The organism is Cellulomonas sp. GTC20042, assembly GCF_055389595.1.
In genome coordinates this window covers 2,444,710-2,463,119 of record NZ_AP043678.1, presented here as the reverse complement: position 1 = coordinate 2,463,119, position 18,410 = coordinate 2,444,710, and the positions used below count along the sequence as shown (strand labels likewise).

General features: G+C 73.8%; 15 protein-coding genes. 4 read left to right on the top strand and 11 right to left on the bottom strand.

The annotated features are described in order from the left end of the window. Positions 1 to 79 precede the first annotated feature (79 nt). The 6 genes from ACZ5HG_RS11445 to ACZ5HG_RS11420 all read right to left on the bottom strand — a co-directional run bounded on the left by ACZ5HG_RS11445 (position 80) and on the right by ACZ5HG_RS11420 (position 6,709). Positions 80 to 781, bottom strand: coding sequence for a type 1 glutamine amidotransferase (locus ACZ5HG_RS11445; RefSeq protein WP_464176306.1), 702 nt, complete (start codon positions 779 to 781; stop codon positions 80 to 82). Positions 782 to 783: 2 nt separating this feature from the next. Beyond that, positions 784 to 2,238, bottom strand: coding sequence for a GuaB1 family IMP dehydrogenase-related protein (locus ACZ5HG_RS11440; protein ID WP_464176304.1), 1,455 nt, complete (start codon positions 2,236 to 2,238; stop codon positions 784 to 786). A gap of 65 nt (positions 2,239 to 2,303) precedes the next feature. Next, positions 2,304 to 3,200 (bottom strand): carbohydrate ABC transporter permease, encoded by an 897-nt coding sequence (locus ACZ5HG_RS11435; protein ID WP_464176302.1) that lies wholly within the window; start codon positions 3,198 to 3,200, stop codon positions 2,304 to 2,306. Next, positions 3,197 to 4,321, bottom strand: a complete 1,125-nt coding sequence (locus ACZ5HG_RS11430) for a carbohydrate ABC transporter permease (protein WP_464176300.1) — start codon at positions 4,319 to 4,321, stop codon at positions 3,197 to 3,199. Before ACZ5HG_RS11430 ends, ACZ5HG_RS11435 begins: the two co-directional genes overlap by 4 nt. Before the next feature lies 1 nt (position 4,322). After that, positions 4,323 to 5,588: a sugar ABC transporter substrate-binding protein gene (locus ACZ5HG_RS11425; RefSeq protein ID WP_464176298.1), complete on the bottom strand. Its 1,266-nt coding sequence runs from the start codon at positions 5,586 to 5,588 to the stop codon at positions 4,323 to 4,325. A 77-nt stretch (positions 5,589 to 5,665) separates the two neighbouring features. Continuing rightward, positions 5,666 to 6,709 carry a LacI family DNA-binding transcriptional regulator gene (locus ACZ5HG_RS11420; protein WP_464176296.1) on the bottom strand — a complete coding sequence of 348 codons (1,044 nt, stop codon included), beginning with the start codon at positions 6,707 to 6,709 and terminating at the stop codon, positions 5,666 to 5,668. Between the two features lie 118 nt (positions 6,710 to 6,827). On the opposite strand from ACZ5HG_RS11420, the gene ACZ5HG_RS11415 reads away from it, so the two are divergent. Next, positions 6,828 to 8,897 carry a glycogen debranching N-terminal domain-containing protein gene (locus ACZ5HG_RS11415; RefSeq protein WP_464176294.1) on the top strand — a complete coding sequence of 690 codons (2,070 nt, stop codon included), beginning with the start codon at positions 6,828 to 6,830 and terminating at the stop codon, positions 8,895 to 8,897. A gap of 222 nt (positions 8,898 to 9,119) precedes the next feature. Further along, complete coding sequence (gene dxs, locus ACZ5HG_RS11410) at positions 9,120 to 11,045, top strand: 1-deoxy-D-xylulose-5-phosphate synthase (RefSeq protein ID WP_464176292.1); 1,926 nt, start codon at positions 9,120 to 9,122, stop codon at positions 11,043 to 11,045. A 3-nt stretch (positions 11,046 to 11,048) separates the two neighbouring features. Here dxs and ACZ5HG_RS11405 read toward each other — a convergent pair whose 3' ends face one another. The 5 genes from ACZ5HG_RS11405 to ACZ5HG_RS11385 form a co-directional block, all read right to left on the bottom strand. Beyond that, positions 11,049 to 12,398 carry a S41 family peptidase gene (locus tag ACZ5HG_RS11405; RefSeq protein ID WP_464176290.1) on the bottom strand — a complete coding sequence of 450 codons (1,350 nt, stop codon included), beginning with the start codon at positions 12,396 to 12,398 and terminating at the stop codon, positions 11,049 to 11,051. Between the two features lie 73 nt (positions 12,399 to 12,471). Continuing rightward, the gene (locus ACZ5HG_RS11400) at positions 12,472 to 12,765 is read right to left on the bottom strand and encodes a WXG100 family type VII secretion target (protein WP_464176288.1); all 294 of its coding nucleotides are present in this window, start codon (positions 12,763 to 12,765) and stop codon (positions 12,472 to 12,474) included. Next, entirely contained in the window at positions 12,762 to 13,292 is a 531-nt protein-coding gene (locus ACZ5HG_RS11395; protein WP_464176286.1) for a hypothetical protein, read from the bottom strand. The genes ACZ5HG_RS11400 and ACZ5HG_RS11395 overlap by 4 nt, the downstream gene beginning before the upstream one ends. A gap of 11 nt (positions 13,293 to 13,303) precedes the next feature. After that, positions 13,304 to 14,467 (bottom strand): putative T7SS-secreted protein, encoded by a 1,164-nt coding sequence (locus ACZ5HG_RS11390; RefSeq protein ID WP_464176284.1) that lies wholly within the window; start codon positions 14,465 to 14,467, stop codon positions 13,304 to 13,306. Then, positions 14,464 to 14,784 (bottom strand): hypothetical protein, encoded by a 321-nt coding sequence (locus ACZ5HG_RS11385; RefSeq protein WP_464176282.1) that lies wholly within the window; start codon positions 14,782 to 14,784, stop codon positions 14,464 to 14,466. The genes ACZ5HG_RS11390 and ACZ5HG_RS11385 overlap by 4 nt, the downstream gene beginning before the upstream one ends. A 278-nt stretch (positions 14,785 to 15,062) precedes the next feature. Here ACZ5HG_RS11385 and pflB point away from each other — a divergent pair, with 278 nt between their 5' ends. Together pflB and pflA are read left to right on the top strand one after the other, a co-directional pair. Then, positions 15,063 to 17,330: a formate C-acetyltransferase gene (gene pflB / locus ACZ5HG_RS11380; protein ID WP_464176280.1), complete on the top strand. Its 2,268-nt coding sequence runs from the start codon at positions 15,063 to 15,065 to the stop codon at positions 17,328 to 17,330. 122 nt (positions 17,331 to 17,452) lie between these two features. Further along, a complete protein-coding gene (pflA, locus tag ACZ5HG_RS11375) occupies positions 17,453 to 18,343 on the top strand; it encodes a pyruvate formate-lyase-activating protein (protein ID WP_464176278.1) in 891 nt (296 codons plus the stop codon). The last annotated feature ends 67 nt before the right edge of the window (positions 18,344 to 18,410 follow it).

Genomic DNA, 18,410 nt, shown 5'->3' with positions numbered 1-18,410 from the left:
ACCGATCCGCGCTCCACCGATCCCTGCTCCGATCCGGGCGCCGCCGATCCCGCGCGCGCTCGGCCCGTCTGCCGCGCGGTCACCCGCGCTCCTCCACCGCCCGCGCGAACGCCGCGAACCCGAGCTCCGCCGCCGGCCGCAGCGCGCCCAGGTGCTGGCGCGAGCCGAGCCGCACCGCGTCGGCGTCACCGGGCTCGAGGTCGGCGGTCATCACCGGGGTGTCCAGCCAGAGGTCCAGCAGCGTGGGCTCGACCTCCAGGTGGAACTGCACGCCCACCGCGGACCCGGCGCGGAACGCCTGCACCGGCGTCACCTCGTTCGAGGCCAGCAGGGTCGCCCCGGCGGGCAGGTCCACCGCGTCGGAGTGCCAGTGCAGCACGGTCGGCCGGGCGCCGGCGGCGGCGAGCAGCGGGTCGTGCGCGACGACGTCCACCGGCGCGAAGCCGATCTCGGTGCCGTGCCGGCGGTGCAGCGGCGCGCCCAGGGCGAGCGCGAGCAGCTGCATGCCGAGGCACACGCCCAGGGTGGGCACCCCGGCGTCGACCGCCTCGGCGAGCAGGCGCTGCTCGGCGGCGAGCCCGGGATGACCGGCCACGTCGTCGGCGTCCTGCGGCCCGCCCATCACGACGAGACCGGCGAGGTCGGCCACCGCGGGCAGCCGGGGCGCCGGGTCGTCGACGACGGTGCGGGTGGTGAGCGCACGCCCGTCGAGGGCCCGGGCGATCAGACCCGGACCCTCGTGGGCGACGTGCGTGAGGACGAGGACCGGACGGGCGGCCACGATCACCAGCCGTCGGGCAGCGGGCGGCCCTCGTCGTAGCCGGCGGCGGACTGGATGCCCACCGTGGCCCGCTCGAAGAGCTCGTCCAGCGAGGTCGCGCCGACGTAGGTGGCGGCGGAGCGCACGCCGGAGGTGATCCGGTCGAGCAGGTCCTCCACGCCGGGGCGGGCGGGGTCGAGGTACATCCGCGAGGAGGAGATGCCCTCCTCGTAGAGCGCCTTGCGGGCCCGGTCGAAGGCGGATCCGCCCCGGGTGCGGGCGGCGACCGCGCGGGCGGAGGCCATGCCGAAGGACTCCTTGTACAGGCGGCCCTCGCCGTCGGCGTGCAGGTCGCCGGGGGACTCGTGCGTGCCGGCGAACCAGGAGCCGACCATCACCTGCGAGGCGCCGGCGGCCAGCGCGAGCGCGACGTCGCGGGGGTGGCGGACGCCGCCGTCGGCCCACACGTGCTTGCCGAGCCGGCGCGCCTCGGCGGCGCACTCCAGCACCGCGGAGAACTGCGGGCGGCCGACGGCGGTCATCATGCGGGTGGTGCACATGGCGCCCGGGCCCACGCCGACCTTGACGATGTCGGCCCCGGCGGCGATCAGGTCGCGGGTGCCCTCGGCGGAGACCACGTTGCCCGCGACGACCGGCACCTGCGGGTCGACCGAGCGGACGGCCTCGAGCGCGTCGAGCATCTTGCGCTGGTGGCCGTGCGCGGTGTCGACCACCAGCACGTCCACGCCGGCGCCCAGCAGCGCCTGGGCCTTGCCCTTGACGTCGCCGTTGATCCCGACGGCGGCGGCGACCCGCAGGTGGCCCTGCGCGTCGAGGGCGGGGGTGTAGATCGAGGAGCGCAGCGCGCCGACCTGGGTCAGCACGCCGACCAGGCGGCCGTCGCGGACCACGGGGGAGAACTTGCGGCGCGAGGCGTGCAGCCGCTCGAACGCCGCCTCCAGGCCCGCGGTGCCGGCCTGCTCGACCACGGACAGCTCGACGGTGGTCGGGTCGGCGGTCATCACCTCGGACACCTGGGTGAAGCGGTCGACGTGCTCGCAGTCGGCGGGGGTGACCACGCCGACCGGGCGGTCGCCCTCGACGACGACGGCCGCGCCGTGCGAGCGCTTGCCGATCAGGGTGAGCGCGGTGTGCACGGTGTCGTGCGGCGCGACGACGACGGCGCTCTCCACGACGGTGTGCTTGGCCTTGACCGAGGCCACCACGTCGGCGACGACGTCGGTGGGCACGTCCTGCGGCAGGACGGTGATGCCGCCGCGGCGGGCGACGGTCTCGGCCATCCGGCGGCCGGCGACCGCGGTCATGTTCGCGACGACGACCGGGATCGTGGTGCCGGTGCCGTCCACCGCCGACAGGTCGACGTCGAAGCGGGAGGCGACCTCGGACCGTGACGGGACCAGGAAGACGTCGCCGTAGGTGAGGTCGGACGTGGGCGTGTGCCCGGGCAGGAAGCGCATGAGTGTTCCCCTTTCCGCCTGAGTCTACCCGGCGGCGCCCGGGAGCTCCCGCGGGTCTGCGGTCGTCACTCCTTCACGGCACCGGCGCTCTGGTTCATGATCCGGCGCTGGAAGACGAAGAACAGCACCGCCACCGGGATCGTCATGATCGCCGCGGCGGCCAGCTTGAGTGGGTACTGGGTGCCCTGGCTGAGCTGCCCGGAGGCGAGCTGGGCGACGCCCTTGGTCAGGGTGACCAGCTCGGGGTCCTGCGAGGCGACGATGAAGTGCGACAGCTCGTTCCACGATCCCTGGAACGACAGGATCACGATGGTCACCAGCGCGGGGCGGGCCATCGGCAGCACCACCGACCAGAACACCCGGAACGTGCCGGCGCCGTCCATCCGGGCGGCCTCCTCGACGCTGCGGGGGATCGACTCGAAGAAGTTCTTCATGATGAAGATGCCGGCGGCGTCCGCGAGCAGCGGGATGATCAGGCCCGCGAAGGAGTTGTAGATCCCCACCTGCTTGATCACCAGGAACTTCGGGATCAGCAGCACGACGTTCGGCACGGCCATCACCGCGACCAGCGCGGCGAACACCAGCGCCCGCCCGCGGAACCGCAGCCGGGCCAGCGCGTAGCCGGCCAGGGAGTCGATCGCGACCCGCCCCAGCGTGACCACGAGGGTGACGATCACCGAGTTGCGGAACCAGAGCGGGAAGTCCGAGCGCAGGAACAGCCGCTCGTAGGCCGCCGTGCTCCAGGTCTGCGGGATCAGCGACACCGCGTCCTGCGCGGCCTCGGCGTCGGTCTTGAAGGAGGTCGCCACCTGGATCAGGAACGGGTACACGTACAGCAGCGCCAGCACGACCAGCACCGCGTAGGTGAAGGAGGTGGCGGCGATCCGACGGGTCGACCGGCGGCGGCGCGGGGCGGTCGGCGCGGGGGCCGGGGCCGCGGGACGGACGGAGGTGGCGGTCATCGCCGGGCCTCCTCGCGCAGGAACCGGCGACGGCGGGGGACGGTGTCGCGCTCGCGCAGCACCACCCGTTGCAGCAGGGTCAGCAGCACGATGATCGCGAACAGCACGAAGGCGATCGCCGCGCCCCGGCCCCACTGGTTGTTGAGGAAGGCCGCGCTGTACGACAGGTACGCCGGGGTCAGCGTGGTCTTGGCGGGGCCGCCCTGGGTGCCGGTGTAGATCTGGTCGAAGACCTGCCAGGTGCCGATCAGCCCGAGCGTCACCACCGTGAACACCGTGGGCCGGAGCATCGGCAGCGTCACCCGCCAGAACCGCTGCCAGGCGTTCGCGCCGTCCACGGTGGCGGCCTCCTCGACCTCCGCCGACACCGCCTGGAGGGCTGCGAGGAACAGCAGCATGAACGTGCCGGAGGTGGTGAAGATCGCCAGCAGCACGAAGGCCGACATCGCCACGCTCGGCCCGGCCAGCCACTCCCACAGCGAGATCCCGAGCACGCCGTGGTCAGCCAGCGCCGCCGGTGCGGAGTCCACACCGACCGCGCCGAGCGCCAGGTGCAGCACGCCGCGCGGGTCGTTGAACCAGTTCGGACCGGTGATCGACAGCTTCGCCAGGATCGCGTTGATCGTGCCGGAGGCGGAGAACAGGAACAGCCAGAGCACGGTGATCGCCACCGACGAGGTCACCGAGGGGAAGTAGAACGCGGTGCGGAAGAACCCGCGCCCGCGCAGCGCCTTCCGGTTGACCATCACCGCGAGGAACATCGCGAGCGCGGTCTGGAGCGGGACGACGAGCAGCACGTAGTAGGCGTTGTTGCGGATCGCCGTGCCGAAGTCCTGCGTGGCGAGCCCGCCGCCGAGCAGCAGCCGGTCGTAGTTGTCCAGGCCGACGAAGCCGACCTCGGAGGAGAACGGGCTGCCGCGCCCGTTCCAGTCCGAGACGCTGACCCACGCCGCCATCAGCACCGGCACCACCAGGAACAGCCCGAGGATCACGATCATCGGCGCGAGGAACACCCAGCCGGCGGTGGCCTCGCGGCCGCGCGAGGCACCCCGGCGGCGACGTGGTGCCGACGGCGGCACCGGACGGGCCGGCTCCGTCGCCGGCACCACGGGGACCGTCATGTCAGCCGGCGTTCTCGTCGAGGACGGCCTGCAGGTTGGTCTGCACCGAGGCGAGGATCGCCGCCGGGTCGCCGGTCTTCAGGCCCTCGAGCTGGGCGTTGAAGTCGGTGATCACGTCGTTCGCGCCCTGGGCGTTCACCACGTTCTGCGCGAAGTCCGCCGAGTCGATGAACGCGGTCATCTCCGGGTACAGCGCCTTCCAGCCGTCCGCCGCCGACTGCACGGAGGGCATCACGCCGAAGGCCTCGGAGAACGCGAGCTGCTGGTCGGTGGCGGTGAGGAACTGCACCAGGTCCACCGCGTCGGACTGGTCGCCGGAGTCCGCGGCGACGCCCCAGCAGTTGGTGAACTGGAGCGTCCCCTGGCCACCGGGGCCGGCGGGCAGCGGCACCACCTGGTACGCGACGTCCGGGTAGTCGTTGCTCATGGCGCCGGTGATCCAGTTGCCCTCGATCGTCATGGCCGCCTTGCCGGTGCCGAAGGCCTCGCCACCCCAGCCGGTGCCCAGGTCGGCGGCGTAGGCCGCGCTGCCCGAGGCGAGCATCTGCTGCACGTAGGTCAGGCCCTCGAGGTTCTCCGCGGAGTCCACGGTGGCCTCGGTGCCGTCGGCGCTGACCATGGTGCCGCCGGCCTGCGCCAGGAAGACGCCGACCCGGGCGTACTCGCCGGAGAAGCCGAGGCCGACCTGCGTGCCGGTGGTGAGGCGGGTGGCGACGTCGGTCAGCTGGTCCCAGGTGGTGGGCACGTCGGCGTCGGTCAGCCCAGCGGCGGTCCACAGATCTGTGTTGATCACCAGCGCCAGCGTGGAGAAGTCCTTGGGTGCGCACACCAGGTCGCCGTCGTAGGTGAACTGGTCGACCAGGCTCGGGTAGAAGTCGTCGGCCGCGTCGAGCTCCGCGCCGTAGGGGTAGAGCGAGCCGTTGGCGGCGTAGGCCTGGAAGGAGTCCGCGCTGACGTAGAACACGTCGGCCGGGTCGCCGGAGGCGAAGCCCTGGCTGAGCTCCTGGGTGAGGTCGGAGGCGACCTGCACGGTGGCGTCCACGCCGGACTGCTCGGACCACGCGGCCACGGCGGCCGTGACGGCGTCGGTCTCGGCGTCGCCGGAGGAGCCGATCAGCACGGTCAGCGAGCCGTCGCCGCCGTCCGAGGACCCGGAGGTGCTGTCGCCGCCCTCGTCGAAGCCGCCGCCGCTGCACGCGGTCAGGACCAGCAGCCCGGCGGCGCCGAGGGCGACCGGGGCGAGGGTGCGGGGGATCGTGCGGTGCATGAGTCTCTCCTTCGAGTTCTGCAACGGTGCGCGGCGGCGGAGGGCCGCCGGGTGGTCGATCGGGTGCGCGGCGCCGGTCAGGCCGGCGGGGTCGACGTGCTGCGCTCCACCAGGTGCGGGGCGAGCAGCACCCGGCGGCTGCGGGTGCCACCGGTGCCGTCGAGCTGGTCGAGCAGCAGGTCGGTCGCCCGGTGCGCCGCCTCGGTCAGCGGCTGCGCCACCGAGGTCAGGCCCACGGCGGCGGCCACGGGGGTGTCGTCGAAGCCGACCACCGCGAGCGGGGCCGGTCGGGTGCGGGTGACGGTCAGCGCACCCAGCGCCAGGGAGTCGGAGGCGCAGACCAGGGCGGTGGGGGCGACGTCGGCCAGCACGTGCTCGGTGGCCCGGGCGCCCGCGCCGACCCCGTCCGGCACCCGGGCGTGCAGCCGGTGCAGCAGATCGCCGTCGTGGCCGGCCTCGATCATGGCGGCGGCCCAGCCCGCGGCGCGGTCCTCGCCGACGTCGGAGCCCTCCGGCCAGCCCAGGTAGCCGATCCGCTCGTGGCCGAGCCGGCGCAGGTGCTCCACGGCGGCGCGGGTGCCGGCGGCGCCGTCCACGTCCACCCAGGGGTGGTCGGTCGTGGGCCCGGTGGGCTCCGCGTCGGCGCGGTCCCACGGGCGGCCGAAGGTCACGAAGGGCACGTCGCGCTCGGCCAGCCAGGCGGCGCGCTCGTCGCCCCGGTGCGTGCTGGTGAGCACGAAGCCGTCCAGGTCGGCGGTGTCCAGCAGCTCGCGGTACTGGGCGATCTCCCGCTCGTCGTCGGCGGCGGTGAACAGCATCACCCGGTAGCCCCGGGTCTGGGCGCTCTCGGTCAGCGCGTGCAGGAACCGGTCGAGCACCGCGCCGTTGATCCCGTCGTGCACCGGCTCCAGGCGCAGGCCCAGCACGCGGGAGCGGCCGGTGCGCAGCTGGCGGGCGGCGGCGGAGGGGCGGTAGCCGAGCGCGTCGATCGCGGCCTGCACCCGCTCGGTGGTCTCGGGGCGGACCAGGTGCGGGGAGTTCAGCACGTTGGACACCGTCTGGCGGGAGACGCCTGCGCGCTGGGCGACGCTCTCCAGCGTGGGCCGGGTGGTGGTGTCCATGGCTGCTCCTGTGCATATGATCGCTCCAATTCCGATTGGAACGCTCAAACCGATGCCCCTAGAGTTGCCAGGACTCGGAAGGCTGTCAAGCCGAGACGGCGGGAACGACGAGGTACCCATGGATCTCCAGCCCCTGCTGCACGACCTGCTGGTCGCCGCGGCCGCACCCACCCAGGCCTGGTCGGACCGCGCCGGGCAGATCGCGCTCGCGGACGGTCGCGGCGCCCAGGGCGTCTACCACGGTGACGTCCGGGTGCTGCGTGGTGCCCGGCTGACCGTCTCCGGCGCCGCGCCCGAGGCGGTCGCCGCCGGCGCCGACGGACCCGGACGCGCCCGTGCGGTGCTGCTGGCCCGTACGGTCGACGGCCCCGGCGCCGACCCCACCGCCCGCCTGGAACGCCTCCGCGCCGCCGTGCCGGGCTCGGTCACCGAGACGCTGACGCTGTCCTGCTCCACCGCCGATCCGGTCGCCGCCCGGCTGGAGGTCGTGCTGGTGCCGGACGGCACGCCGATGGACCGGATCAAGTCCGGCGCCCCCGCGCTGGCCCGGCCCGCCGTCGAGGTGGACGCGGACGGGGTGCGCTGGTCGGCCGACGCCGAGGTCTCCGCCGTCGTCACCGCCCCCGGCGCGACGATCACCGCGCAGCCCGACGGCAGCGTGACCCTGACCTGGGACGTCACCGCCGCCACCGGCGAGCCGCAGGAGCGCACCTGGACGCTCGCGATCACCGACACCGGCGGGGTGGTCACCGCCCCGGCCCGCGCCGATCCCGAGTGGTCCGTGCCGCAGGTGGACGCCGCCGACCACCGGATCCCCGCGCTGCTCGACCAGGCGCTGACCGACCTCGCCGGGCTGCGGCTGTCCGCCCGGCACGCGCCGGACGACGTCTTCCTCGCCGCCGGGGCCCCGTGGTTCTTCACGCTGTTCGGCCGGGACTCGATCTGGGCCGCGCGGATGCTGCTGCCGCTCGGCACCGAGCTCGCCGCCGGCACGCTGCGCACCCTCGCCGCCCTCCAGGGCACCCGCACCGACCCGGCCACCGCCGAGCAGCCCGGCAAGATCCTGCACGAGGTGCGCCGCGCCACCCTGACCATCCCCGGCGAGGGCACGGTGCTGCCGCCGGTCTACTACGGCACCGTCGATGCGACCCCGCTGTGGGTCTGCCTGCTGCACGACGCCTGGCGCTGGGGGATGCCCGCCGCCGAGGTCGAGGCGCTGCTGCCGGCGATGGAGCGCGCCCTGGGCTGGATGGCGGAGCACGGCGACTCCGACGGCGACGGCTTCCTCGAGTACGCCGACGAGTCCGGCACCGGGCTGGCGAACCAGGGGTGGAAGGACTCCGGCGACTCCGTGCAGTGGCGCACCGGCGACCTTGCCACCGGCCCGATCGCGCTGGTCGAGGTGCAGGGCTACGCGCACGAGGCGGCGATCGGCGGGGCCGCGCTGCTCGACGCCTTCGGGCGCCCCGGCGGGGACCGCTGGCGGGCCTGGGCCGGTGATCTGGCCGCGCGGTTCCGCTCGGCGTTCTGGACCGCCGACGCCCAGGGCCGGTACCCGGGCATCGCGCTGGACGCCGACAAGCGGGTGATCGACACCGTCACCAGCAACATCGGCCACCTGCTCGGCACCGGCATCCTCGACGCCGAGGAGGAGGCCCTGGTCGCCGCCCGCCTGGTCGACCCCGAGATGTCCTCCGGGCACGGCCTGCGCACCATGTCGACGGCCTCGGCCGGCTACTGGCCGCTGCGGTACCACGGGGGAGCGGTCTGGCCGCACGACACCGCGATCGTGGTGCAGGGCCTCGCCCGCGCCGGCCACGCCCGGGAGGCCGCCGTGCTGGCCGAGGGGCTGCTGACCGCCGCGCAGGACGTGGAGAACCGGCTGCCCGAGCTGTACGGCGGCGACGCCCGCGCCGACGTGCCGCACCTGGTGCCGTACCCCGCCGCCTGCCGCCCGCAGGCGTGGTCCGCGGCGGCGGCGGTCAGCGTGCTCGGCTCCGTGCTGGGGCTGACCCCGGACGTCCCCGGCGGCACCCTCGACGTCGCCCCGCCCGCCCCGGCGCCGCTCGGCGCGCTGCACGTGCGCGGCCTGCGCGTCGGCGGCCGGGCTCTGGACGTCCGGGTGGACGCCGACGGGCGGGCGGAGGTCGTGACCGACGCGGGGCTCGCCGTGCGCGTGCGCGGCTGACCCCGTCGGGCGTCGCGCGCGGGCGTCGAGCTTGCACGAAAGCAGCCTTCCCGCCGCGTGAAGCCTGCATTCGTGCACGCTCGGCGAGGGTGTCGCGCGGGTCGGGCCGCACGGCGCGCGGCGGCGTCGGGCGACGGCGCCTGCTCGCGTGCGTATCGTGGGCCCCCTCGTGCACGCCGCCGGCCGGGGCGGGCACGCGCGACGACGAGGGCGGTGGCGGTGATGGCTCGGTCGCAGGAGCACCTGCTGGACGGCATCGGCTCGCCCGCGGACCTGCGGCGCCTGGACCGGCGCCAGCTGCGGGCGCTCGCGGCGGAGATCCGCGCGTTCCTGGTCGACCAGGTCTCCCGCACCGGCGGCCACCTGGGACCCAACCTCGGCGTCGTCGAGCTCACCCTCGCGGTGCACCGGGCCTTCGACTCCCCGCGCGACACGATCGTCTTCGACACCGGGCACCAGGCCTACGTGCACAAGCTGCTCACCGGGCGGCAGGACTTCGGCCGGCTGCGGCGGCGCGACGGGCTGTCCGGCTACCCCTCGCGCGCCGAGTCCCCGCACGACGTGGTGGAGAACTCGCACGCCTCCACCGCCCTGAGCTGGGCCGACGGCATCGCGCGCGCCAACGCGCTGGCCGGGCGCAGCGACCGGCACGTGGTCGCGGTGATCGGGGACGGGGCGCTCACCGGCGGCATGGCCTGGGAGGCGCTGAACAACATCGCCGACGGCACCGACCGCCGGCTGCTGGTGGTCGTCAACGACAACGGCCGGTCCTACGCCCCGACGATCGGCGGCCTGGCCCGGCACCTCGACGCCCTGCGCACCACCCGCGGGTACGAGTCCGTGCTCTCCTGGGGCAAGCGCACGCTGCAGCGCTCCGGCCCGCCCGGGCGGCTGGCCTACGACGCCCTGCACGGCCTGAAGAAGGGCATCAAGGACGTCGTCGCCCCGCAGGGCATGTTCGAGGACCTCGGCCTGAAGTACGTCGGCCCGGTCGACGGCCACGACGTCGGCGCCGTCGAGTTCGCCCTCCAGCGCGCCAAGGCCTTCGGCGGCCCGGTGATCGTGCACGTGATCACCGAGAAGGGCCGGGGCTACGTGCCCGCCGAGCAGGACGTCGCCGACCGCTTCCACGCCGTCGGCCAGATCCACCCGGAGACCGGCCTGCCCGTCGCACCGTCCCGCTTCGGCTGGACCGGGGTGTTCGCCGACGAGATCGTCCGGATCGGCCGGCGCCGCCCCGACGTCGTCGCGCTCACCGCCGCCATGCTCGCCCCGGTCGGTCTCGCACCCTTCGCCGCCGAGTTCCCCGAGCGGACCTTCGACGTCGGGATCGCCGAGCAGCACGCCGCCACCACCGCCGCCGGGATGGCCTTCGCCGGGCTGCACCCGGTGGTCGCCGTCTACGCGACCTTCCTCAACCGGGCCTTCGACCAGGTGCTGATGGACGTCGCCCTGCACCGCGCCGGGGTGACCTTCGTGCTCGACCGCGCCGGGATCACCGGCGACGACGGCCCCAGCCATCATGGCGTGTGGGACCTCGCCGTCCTCGGCCTGGTGCCCGGCCTGCGCCTCGCCGCGCCCCGCGACGAGGCCACCCTGCGCGACGCGCTGCGCACCGCCGTCGACGTGGACGACGCGCCCACCGTCGTCCGCTACCCGAAGGGCGCCCTCGGCGACCCGCTGCCGGCTGTCGACGAGGTGGACGGGGTGGACGTGCTGGCCCGGTACGCCCCGTCGGCCGGTGCGGGCGGCGTCGGCGTGCGCGTGGGGGAGCGGTCGGTGCTGGTCTGCGGGATCGGCGCGATGCTGCCCACCGCGCTCGCGGTCGGCGAGGCGCTGGCGGCGCACGGCCTGCGCGTCACCGTGGTCGACCCGCGCTGGGTGCTCCCGGTGCCCGCCGCCCTGGTCAAGCTGGTCGGCGAGCACGACCACGCGATCACCCTGGAGGACGGCCTGCGCGAGGGCGGGATCGGCTCCGCGCTCGCCCAGCGCGCCCGGGACGCCGGCGTGCCCACGCCGGTGCAGTCCTTCGGCGTCCCGCGCGGCTTCCACGCCCACGGCACCCGCGACGAGGTGCTGGCCGCCGTCAGGCTGACCCCCGCCGACGTGACCCGCGACGTGCTGGCCGCGCTGGGGTCGGCGGGCTGAGGTCTACGCGCCGCCCGAGAGCAGCGTGATCGCGGCGTCGAGCGCCTGGTCGCCCGGCACCTCCACGTCCGGCACCAGCGGGTCGGCCTCGGCGGTGGCGTCGACCCGGACGAACTTCTTGGTCGACACCGTGACCTCGATGCCGGTGCGCGGGAGCCGGGCCGTCACGAGGTCGCCGTAGGCGGAGGGCATCCCGTCCGGCGTCTCGCCGACCACGCGGGCCAGGCCCTGGTCCTGGAACGCCGCCGCCAGGTTGATCGCGGAGCTGAACGTGCCGCCGTCGGTGAGCACCACGATCTCGCCGTCGAACAGCGGACCCGTGACGTGCTCCACCGGCTCCGGCTCGGCGAGGTAGGTCCGGATCTGCTCGCCCTCGCGCACGTCCGCCCGGCTGAACACCCGGAACGTGTCCACCGCCAGGTGCCGTGCGATCTCATCAGCGACCTGCGAGTCGCCGCCGCCGTTGCCGCGCACGTCGATCACCACCGCGCGGAGGTCGCGGGCCTGCACCTCGGCGAACATCGCGGTCAGTGCTTGCTGGAACGCGTCGTCCACCACGCACGAACCCAGGGTGAGCACGGCGGCCGTGCCGCTGGGATCGACCTGCCAGGCCACCGCGGGCGGGGCCTCGGGCCACCGGACGGGACCCGTGCCGACGTCCACGGTGCCGCGGTCTGCGAGAGTCAGCGTCACCGTGCGACCCGGGTCGAGGCCGAGCATCCGCAGGTCCTCGCGCAGGGTGAGCGACCGGGCGAGCAGCCGGTCCGGCAGCTGCGCCCGCTCGTGCGGCACCAGCGCGCGGTTGCGCTCGCGCAGCGTGGCGACCGGGGTGCCGTCCACCGCCACGACCTCCCGGTCGGCGCACGGGTCGGCGGCGCAGCGGTACCCGTCGCCCACCCGGACCAGGTCCACGTCGATCTGCGCGCTCGGCGACGGTGGGACGGCGGCCGTGTGCGCGTCGCCCAGGGCCGCCAGGGTGCGGGCGACCGCCTGCCGCACGTCCAGCGTCGTCGGCGTCGCGGGCAGGCCGTCGCGCTCAACGCGCAGCACCCGCTCGAACCCCGCTGGGCACGCGTCCACGCACGCCGGGTGCCGCTCGCGCACCGCCTGCGCCGCCAGGTCCAGGTCGGTCACCGCCTCGGCCCGGTCCAGCACCACGTCCAGCCCGATCGGCGTCGTCGCCGAGGGTCGGGTGGCCGTCGGGGAGGCGCCGGCGGTGCTGCTGCCCGGGTCGTCGTCGCGGATCAGGCGCGTCCCGACCACGCCACCGGCGACCAGCAGGGCGACGACCCCGCCGGCCAGGACAGCGCGTCGTCGTCGCGGGGCTGCGGGGCTCGGGGCTGCGTCGTCCATCCCCGCACGCTAGGACGTCGTTCGTCCGGCGACAGGGGACCTCAGGCCCGTGACCAGCGACGACGCCCGCCGCTCAGCCCGGCCACTGCCCGGCGACGCCCTGCTCGGTGCGCTCCCGCACCTCCTCGGCGTGCTCCACCAGCCGGGTCGCCGCCGCGAGCACCGTCACCATCGCGACCATCGAACGCCGCCACCGCAGCCGGGCCTCCGCGTAGGCGCGGGAGGCGTCACCGGTCCACGCCTCGCCCAGCGGGGTCAGGCGGTGCTCCAGGTCGAGCAGGGTGCGGGCCATCGCGGCCTGGGTGCCGTGCATGGCGTGGGCGAGGTCGGCGAGTCCGTCGGCGTCGAGCAGGATCCGCTCGCTCACGGAGTCGCTCCGTCCGGGGTGTCGTCGGGGCGTTCGAGCGGGTAGCTGCGCATCTGGGGCTCGTCGGGGCGGCGGGGGCCGAGGATGGCGACGGACGGGTCCGGGAGGATGCGGTAGTCGTCCGGGACGAGGTGGAGCGTGGGCATCTCGTCCTCGGGAATCCGACCGGAGGTCCCGGGGCGAGGTCCGTACCCGGCCGCGGCGCCGCCGTCGCCGAGGGGGTCGTCGTGGTTGATCGGCTGCGAGCGGTCCCAGGTGCCGTACCCGGGCAGCTGGGTCCGGTCGAACGGAGCGACCCGGCCGAGCGCGGAGATCAGCGGGCGCAGCTCTTCGGACTCGATCGTCATGCGCAGGTCGGTCCCCATGAGATCGAGCGCCTCATCCTCGACGGCGTTGGTCACCCGCTTGCGCTCGGTCACGGACAGCGGTGTGCCGGACCGGATGAGTCCGAGCACCTTGGGTTCGCGGCGGTCGAGGATCGCGTAGAGGCGTGCCACCCATTCCGGACCGAGCGCGTCGAAGAGCATCGGTCGACCTCCTACTTGATCCATGCGCTGACGACCTCACCGAACTCGTTGACGATCACTGTCAGATCTCCCTTCTCAAACTTCCAGGTCTGCTGACGGGGTTGCCACTGCGGAAGCTCGGGAGGGTTGTCGACGGCGTCCTCGACCTTCCACCGCCCGATCTCCCGCTCCACGGTCCGCTCGATGCCGTGATCGGTGTACCCCGTCACCTGCGTCGGCGGCGCCTCCGGCGCGGCATCCGGGCTGCGCCAGCCGCCCCCACCACCCTCGCCCCGCGCAGGCCCGTGGAAGGTGTCGACGCGCGACTCGCCGGAGGCCTCGTTCGCCGCGCGCAGCCCGCCGTGGACCATCGTCCCGCCGCCGGCGGCGATCAGCCCGACGCCGAGCACGCTGGCGGGCACCCCGGCGACGGCGCCGACCCCGGTGGCGTCGAGGGCGACCCCGCCGGCCATCAGGGTGCTGCCGGCGGACATCATCGCGGCGCCGGCGAGCATCTCGAGCACGATGTCGGGGTTCTGGAGCAGCGCGTTGCCGAAGGACATGATCGCGTTGCCGACCTCCGCCCCGACGTCCGCGGCGCCGTGCCAGACGTCGGACCAGATCCCGCCGACCCGGTCCCAGAAGGAGTCGTCCTCGGGCGCCGCATCGGCCGCCTCGGTGACGAGGTCGGCGGCCCGGTCGCCCGCCTCGTCGGCGGAGACCTGGGCAGCGGTGAGCAGGGCGACGGCCTCGGCGCGGGCGGCCGCCCCGGGATCGCCGGTCGGGGCCGACGCCGTGGGCGCCCAGGCGGCGCCGACCAGGGAGGGCCCGCGCGGGGAGGGGGATCCGGCAGTGGCGGTCTGCCGCTCGCCCCGCTGCCAGAGGGTCACCGCACTGGCGGCCGTGATCCGGGCGCCGTCCTCCGCGTCGGCGTAGGCGGTGAGCGCGGTGGCCGCCCGCCGGTGGGCGTCGGCGGCGGTGGTGAACCGGCGGGGGAGCGCGCCGATCGTGGCGCGGGAGCGCTCGGCGGCAGTGCCCTGCCAGGCACCCGCGGTGTCGATCTGCCGCAGGAGGTGGCCGGTCACCTCGTAGGAGTCGCCCTGCTGGTCCAGCCGATGGGCGAGGTCGCGCGCCGTGGCGGTGTCGCCGGGGACGAGCACGCGGGCGTCGTGGGTACGCGCGAGGGTGGCGGTCACCGGGGCGGTCCCGTGGCACCGGCCGGGTCCAGGTGCTCGGCGACCCGGTGGGCGAGGGTGGCGAGGTGCTCGTCGGCCTCGCGGTAGGCGCGCGCGGAGCCGACCAGCCGCGCCTCGCACTCGTCCACGTCCCTGCCCAGGATCGACGCCCCGCGGTCCCAGCGGGTGCCGAAGTGCGCGAGGGCGTGGTCCAGCCGGTCGTGCCCGACCGGGGCGGGTGCGGCGGGTGGTGCGTCCTCCAGGTGCCCGCGTGCCCGGCGCGCGAGGGCGCCCGCCTCCTCGATCTCGTCGACCTCGACCCTGACCCGTCCGGACATCCACGGCCTCCTCGCCGTCGCTGCGTCGTGACTGATGTCGGCACGCTAGGCGGCTCGGGCGGCGGCTCCGGACGATCTGTGCGTTTTCCGCAACCGCCCCCCGCGCACGGCGTGTCTCCTCGCCCGCACCTCTCGCGCGCGCGAGGTGAACCGGTCCATCCGACCCGACGTGAGGGCCGTCACGTCGCCCTGACCTGCGATTGGGACCGAGGTCCCAAGACATCCCATGACCTCGTGAATAGCGTCACTAGTACACGGACCTCACCGAGGAGCAGCAGATGTCCACCACCGCAGTACCTCAGACCGGCACCGACGCCACCGCGGGTGCCTGGAGCTCGTTCGTCACCGGACCCTGGTGCGACGGGATCGACGTGCGCGACTTCATCCAGCGCAACTACACGCCCTACACCGGCGACTCGTCCTTCCTCGCCGGCGCCACCGAGCGCACCACCGGCATCTGGGCCAAGCTCAGCGCGATGTTCCCCGAGGAGCGCGCCAAGGGCGTCTACGACATCGACAACCACACCCCGTCGACGATCACGTCGCACGGCGCGGGCTACATCGACGAGGCCAACGAGCTGATCGTCGGCCTGCAGACCGACGCCCCGCTCAAGCGCGCCATGTTCCCCAACGGCGGGTGGCGCATGGTCGAGAAGTCGCTCGAGACCTACGGCTACGACGTCGACCCCGAGGTCGCCAAGATCTTCACCACGTACCGCAAGACGCACAACGACGGTGTCTTCGACGTGTACCCCCCGAACGTCCGCGCGGCCCGCTCCTCGCACATCATCACCGGCCTGCCGGACGCCTACGGCCGTGGCCGGATCATCGGCGACTACCGCCGCGTGGCCCTCTACGGGATCGACGCGCTGATCGAGGCCAAGCGCCTCGAGCGCCACGAGCTCGACATGGAGCCCTCGATCGAGGACGTCATCCGTGACCGCGAGGAGAACGCGGAGCAGATCCGCGCCCTGCAGGAGCTCAAGCGGATGGCCGCGGCCTACGGCTACGACATCTCCAAGCCGGCCACCAACGCCCGCGAGGCCGTGCAGTGGCTGTACTTCGCCTTCCTCGGCGCGGTCAAGGAGCAGAACGGCGCGGCGATGTCGCTGGGCCGCACCTCGACCTTCCTCGACGTGTACATCCAGCGTGACCTCGACGCCGGCACCATCACCGAGGAGTTCGCGCAGGAGCTGATCGACGACTTCGTCATCAAGCTGCGCATCGTCCGCTTCCTGCGGACCACCGAGTACGACAACCTGTTCTCGGGCGACCCGACCTGGGTCACCGAGTCCATCGGCGGCATCGGCGAGGACGGCCGTCCGCTGGTCACCAAGAACTCGTTCCGCCTGCTGCAGACGCTCTACAACGTCGGCCCGGCCCCCGAGCCGAACCTGACCGTGCTGTGGAGCAACCGCCTGCCGGAGGGCTTCAAGAAGTTCTGCGCCCAGGTCTCGATCGACACCTCGGCGATCCAGTACGAGTCCGACGACCTGATCCGCACCTCCTGGGGCGACGACGCGGCGATCGCCTGCTGCGTGTCCCCGATGCGGGTCGGCAAGCAGATGCAGTTCTTCGGTGCCCGCGTGAACATCGCCAAGGCGCTGCTCTACGCGATCAACGGTGGCCGCGACGAGGTCTCCGGCAAGCAGGTCGCCCCGGTGTCCGCGCCGGTCGCCGGCGACGTCCTGGACTACGAGGACGTGGCCGCGAAGTACGACAAGCTGCTCGACTGGCTGGCCGAGACCTACGTCGACGCGCTGAACTGCGTGCACTTCATGCACGACAAGTACGCCTACGAGCGGCTCGAGATGGCGCTGCACGACCGCACCATCCTGCGCACCATGGCCTGCGGCATCGCCGGCCTGTCGGTCGTGGCGGACTCGCTGTCGGCGATCAAGTACGCGAAGGTCACGCCGGTCCGCGACGAGGACGGCCTGGTCACGGACTACGTGATCGAGGGCGACTTCCCGAAGTACGGCAACGACGACGACCGTGCGGACGACATCGCCGTGGGCATCACCAAGGCCTTCATGGAGAAGATCCGCAAGCACAAGACGTACCGCAACGCGCTGCACACGCAGTCGGTGCTGACGATCACCTCGAACGTCGTCTACGGCAAGGCCACGGGCAACACCCCCGACGGCCGTCGTGGCGGCGAGCCGTTCGCCCCGGGCGCCAACCCGATGAACGGGCGCGACTCGCACGGCATGCTCGCCTCCGCGATGTCGGTCGCGAAGCTGCCGTACTCCGAGGCGATGGACGGCATCTCGCTCACCTCGACCGTCGTGCCCTCGGGCCTCGGCCGCACCAAGGACGAGCAGGTGACGAACCTGGTGGGCCTGATGGACGCGTACAACGTGTCCTCCGGGTACCACCTGAACGTCAACGTCCTGAACCGGGAGACCCTCGAGGACGCCATGGAGCACCCCGAGAACTACCCGCAGCTCACCATCCGGGTGTCCGGCTACGCGGTGAACTTCGTCCGCCTGACGCGTGAGCAGCAGCTCGACGTGCTCTCCCGGACGTTCCACGGCGCGCTCTGACGCCACCTGACGGGCGCGGGCGTCCGCCGGGGGATCGTTCCCGGCGGGCGCCCGTCCTGCATCACGCACCACCCGGCACCACCGGCACCACCCAGCACCATCGGCACAGCGAGGAGACGGACATGACCAGCACCACGTGCGGCATCGGCGATCAGGTCGGCGCCCCGGTCATCGAGCTCGGCGTCCCGCTGGTCGGCGGCTCGAACCAGCGCTCCTCCGCCGGCACCGCGGGCCTCGAGGTCAGCGCCGCCGAGCGCAGCGAGAAGTTCGCGCAGATGCGCGCCGGCGAGCTCGGCTCCCTGCACTCCTGGGAGCTGGTCACCGCCGTGGACGGCCCGGGCACCCGCCTGACGACCTTCCTCGCCGGCTGCCCGCTGCGCTGCCTGTACTGCCACAACCCCGACACCATGGAGATGCGTCGCGGCGAGCCGGTGCTCGCCGAGGAGCTGCTGCGCCGGATCGGCCGCTACAAGGCGGTGTTCGAGGTGACCGGCGGCGGGCTGACGATCTCCGGCGGCGAGCCGCTGATGCAGCCGGCGTTCGTGGCCCGCGTGCTGCGCGGTGCCAAGGAGCTCGGCGTGCACACCGCGATCGACACCTCCGGCTACCTGGGCGCGCACTGCTCGGACGAGATGCTGGCGGACCTCGACCTGGTGCTGCTGGACGTGAAGTCCGGCATCCCCGAGACCTACAAGAAGGCCACCGGACGCGAGCTCCAGCCGACGCTCGACTTCGGCCGCCGGGTCGCCGACTCCGGCACCGAGATCTGGGTGCGCTTCGTGCTGGTGCCCGGGCTGACCGACGCCGTGGAGAACGTGGACGCCGTCGCGGACTACGTGGCGACGCTGTCGACGGTGAGCCGCGTCGAGGTGCTGCCGTTCCACCAGATGGGCCGGGACAAGTGGGCCAGCCTGGGCATGGACTACGAGCTGGAGGACACCGAGCCGCCGAGCCAGGAGCTCGTCGCGCGGGTGCGCCAGCAGTTCCGTGACCGGGGTCTGACCGTCTTCTGATCGACCCGGTCACCGGGGTCGATCACCCCGGGGCCGTGGGCGCGAGGGGCGTCGGGAGTGCGGCGGG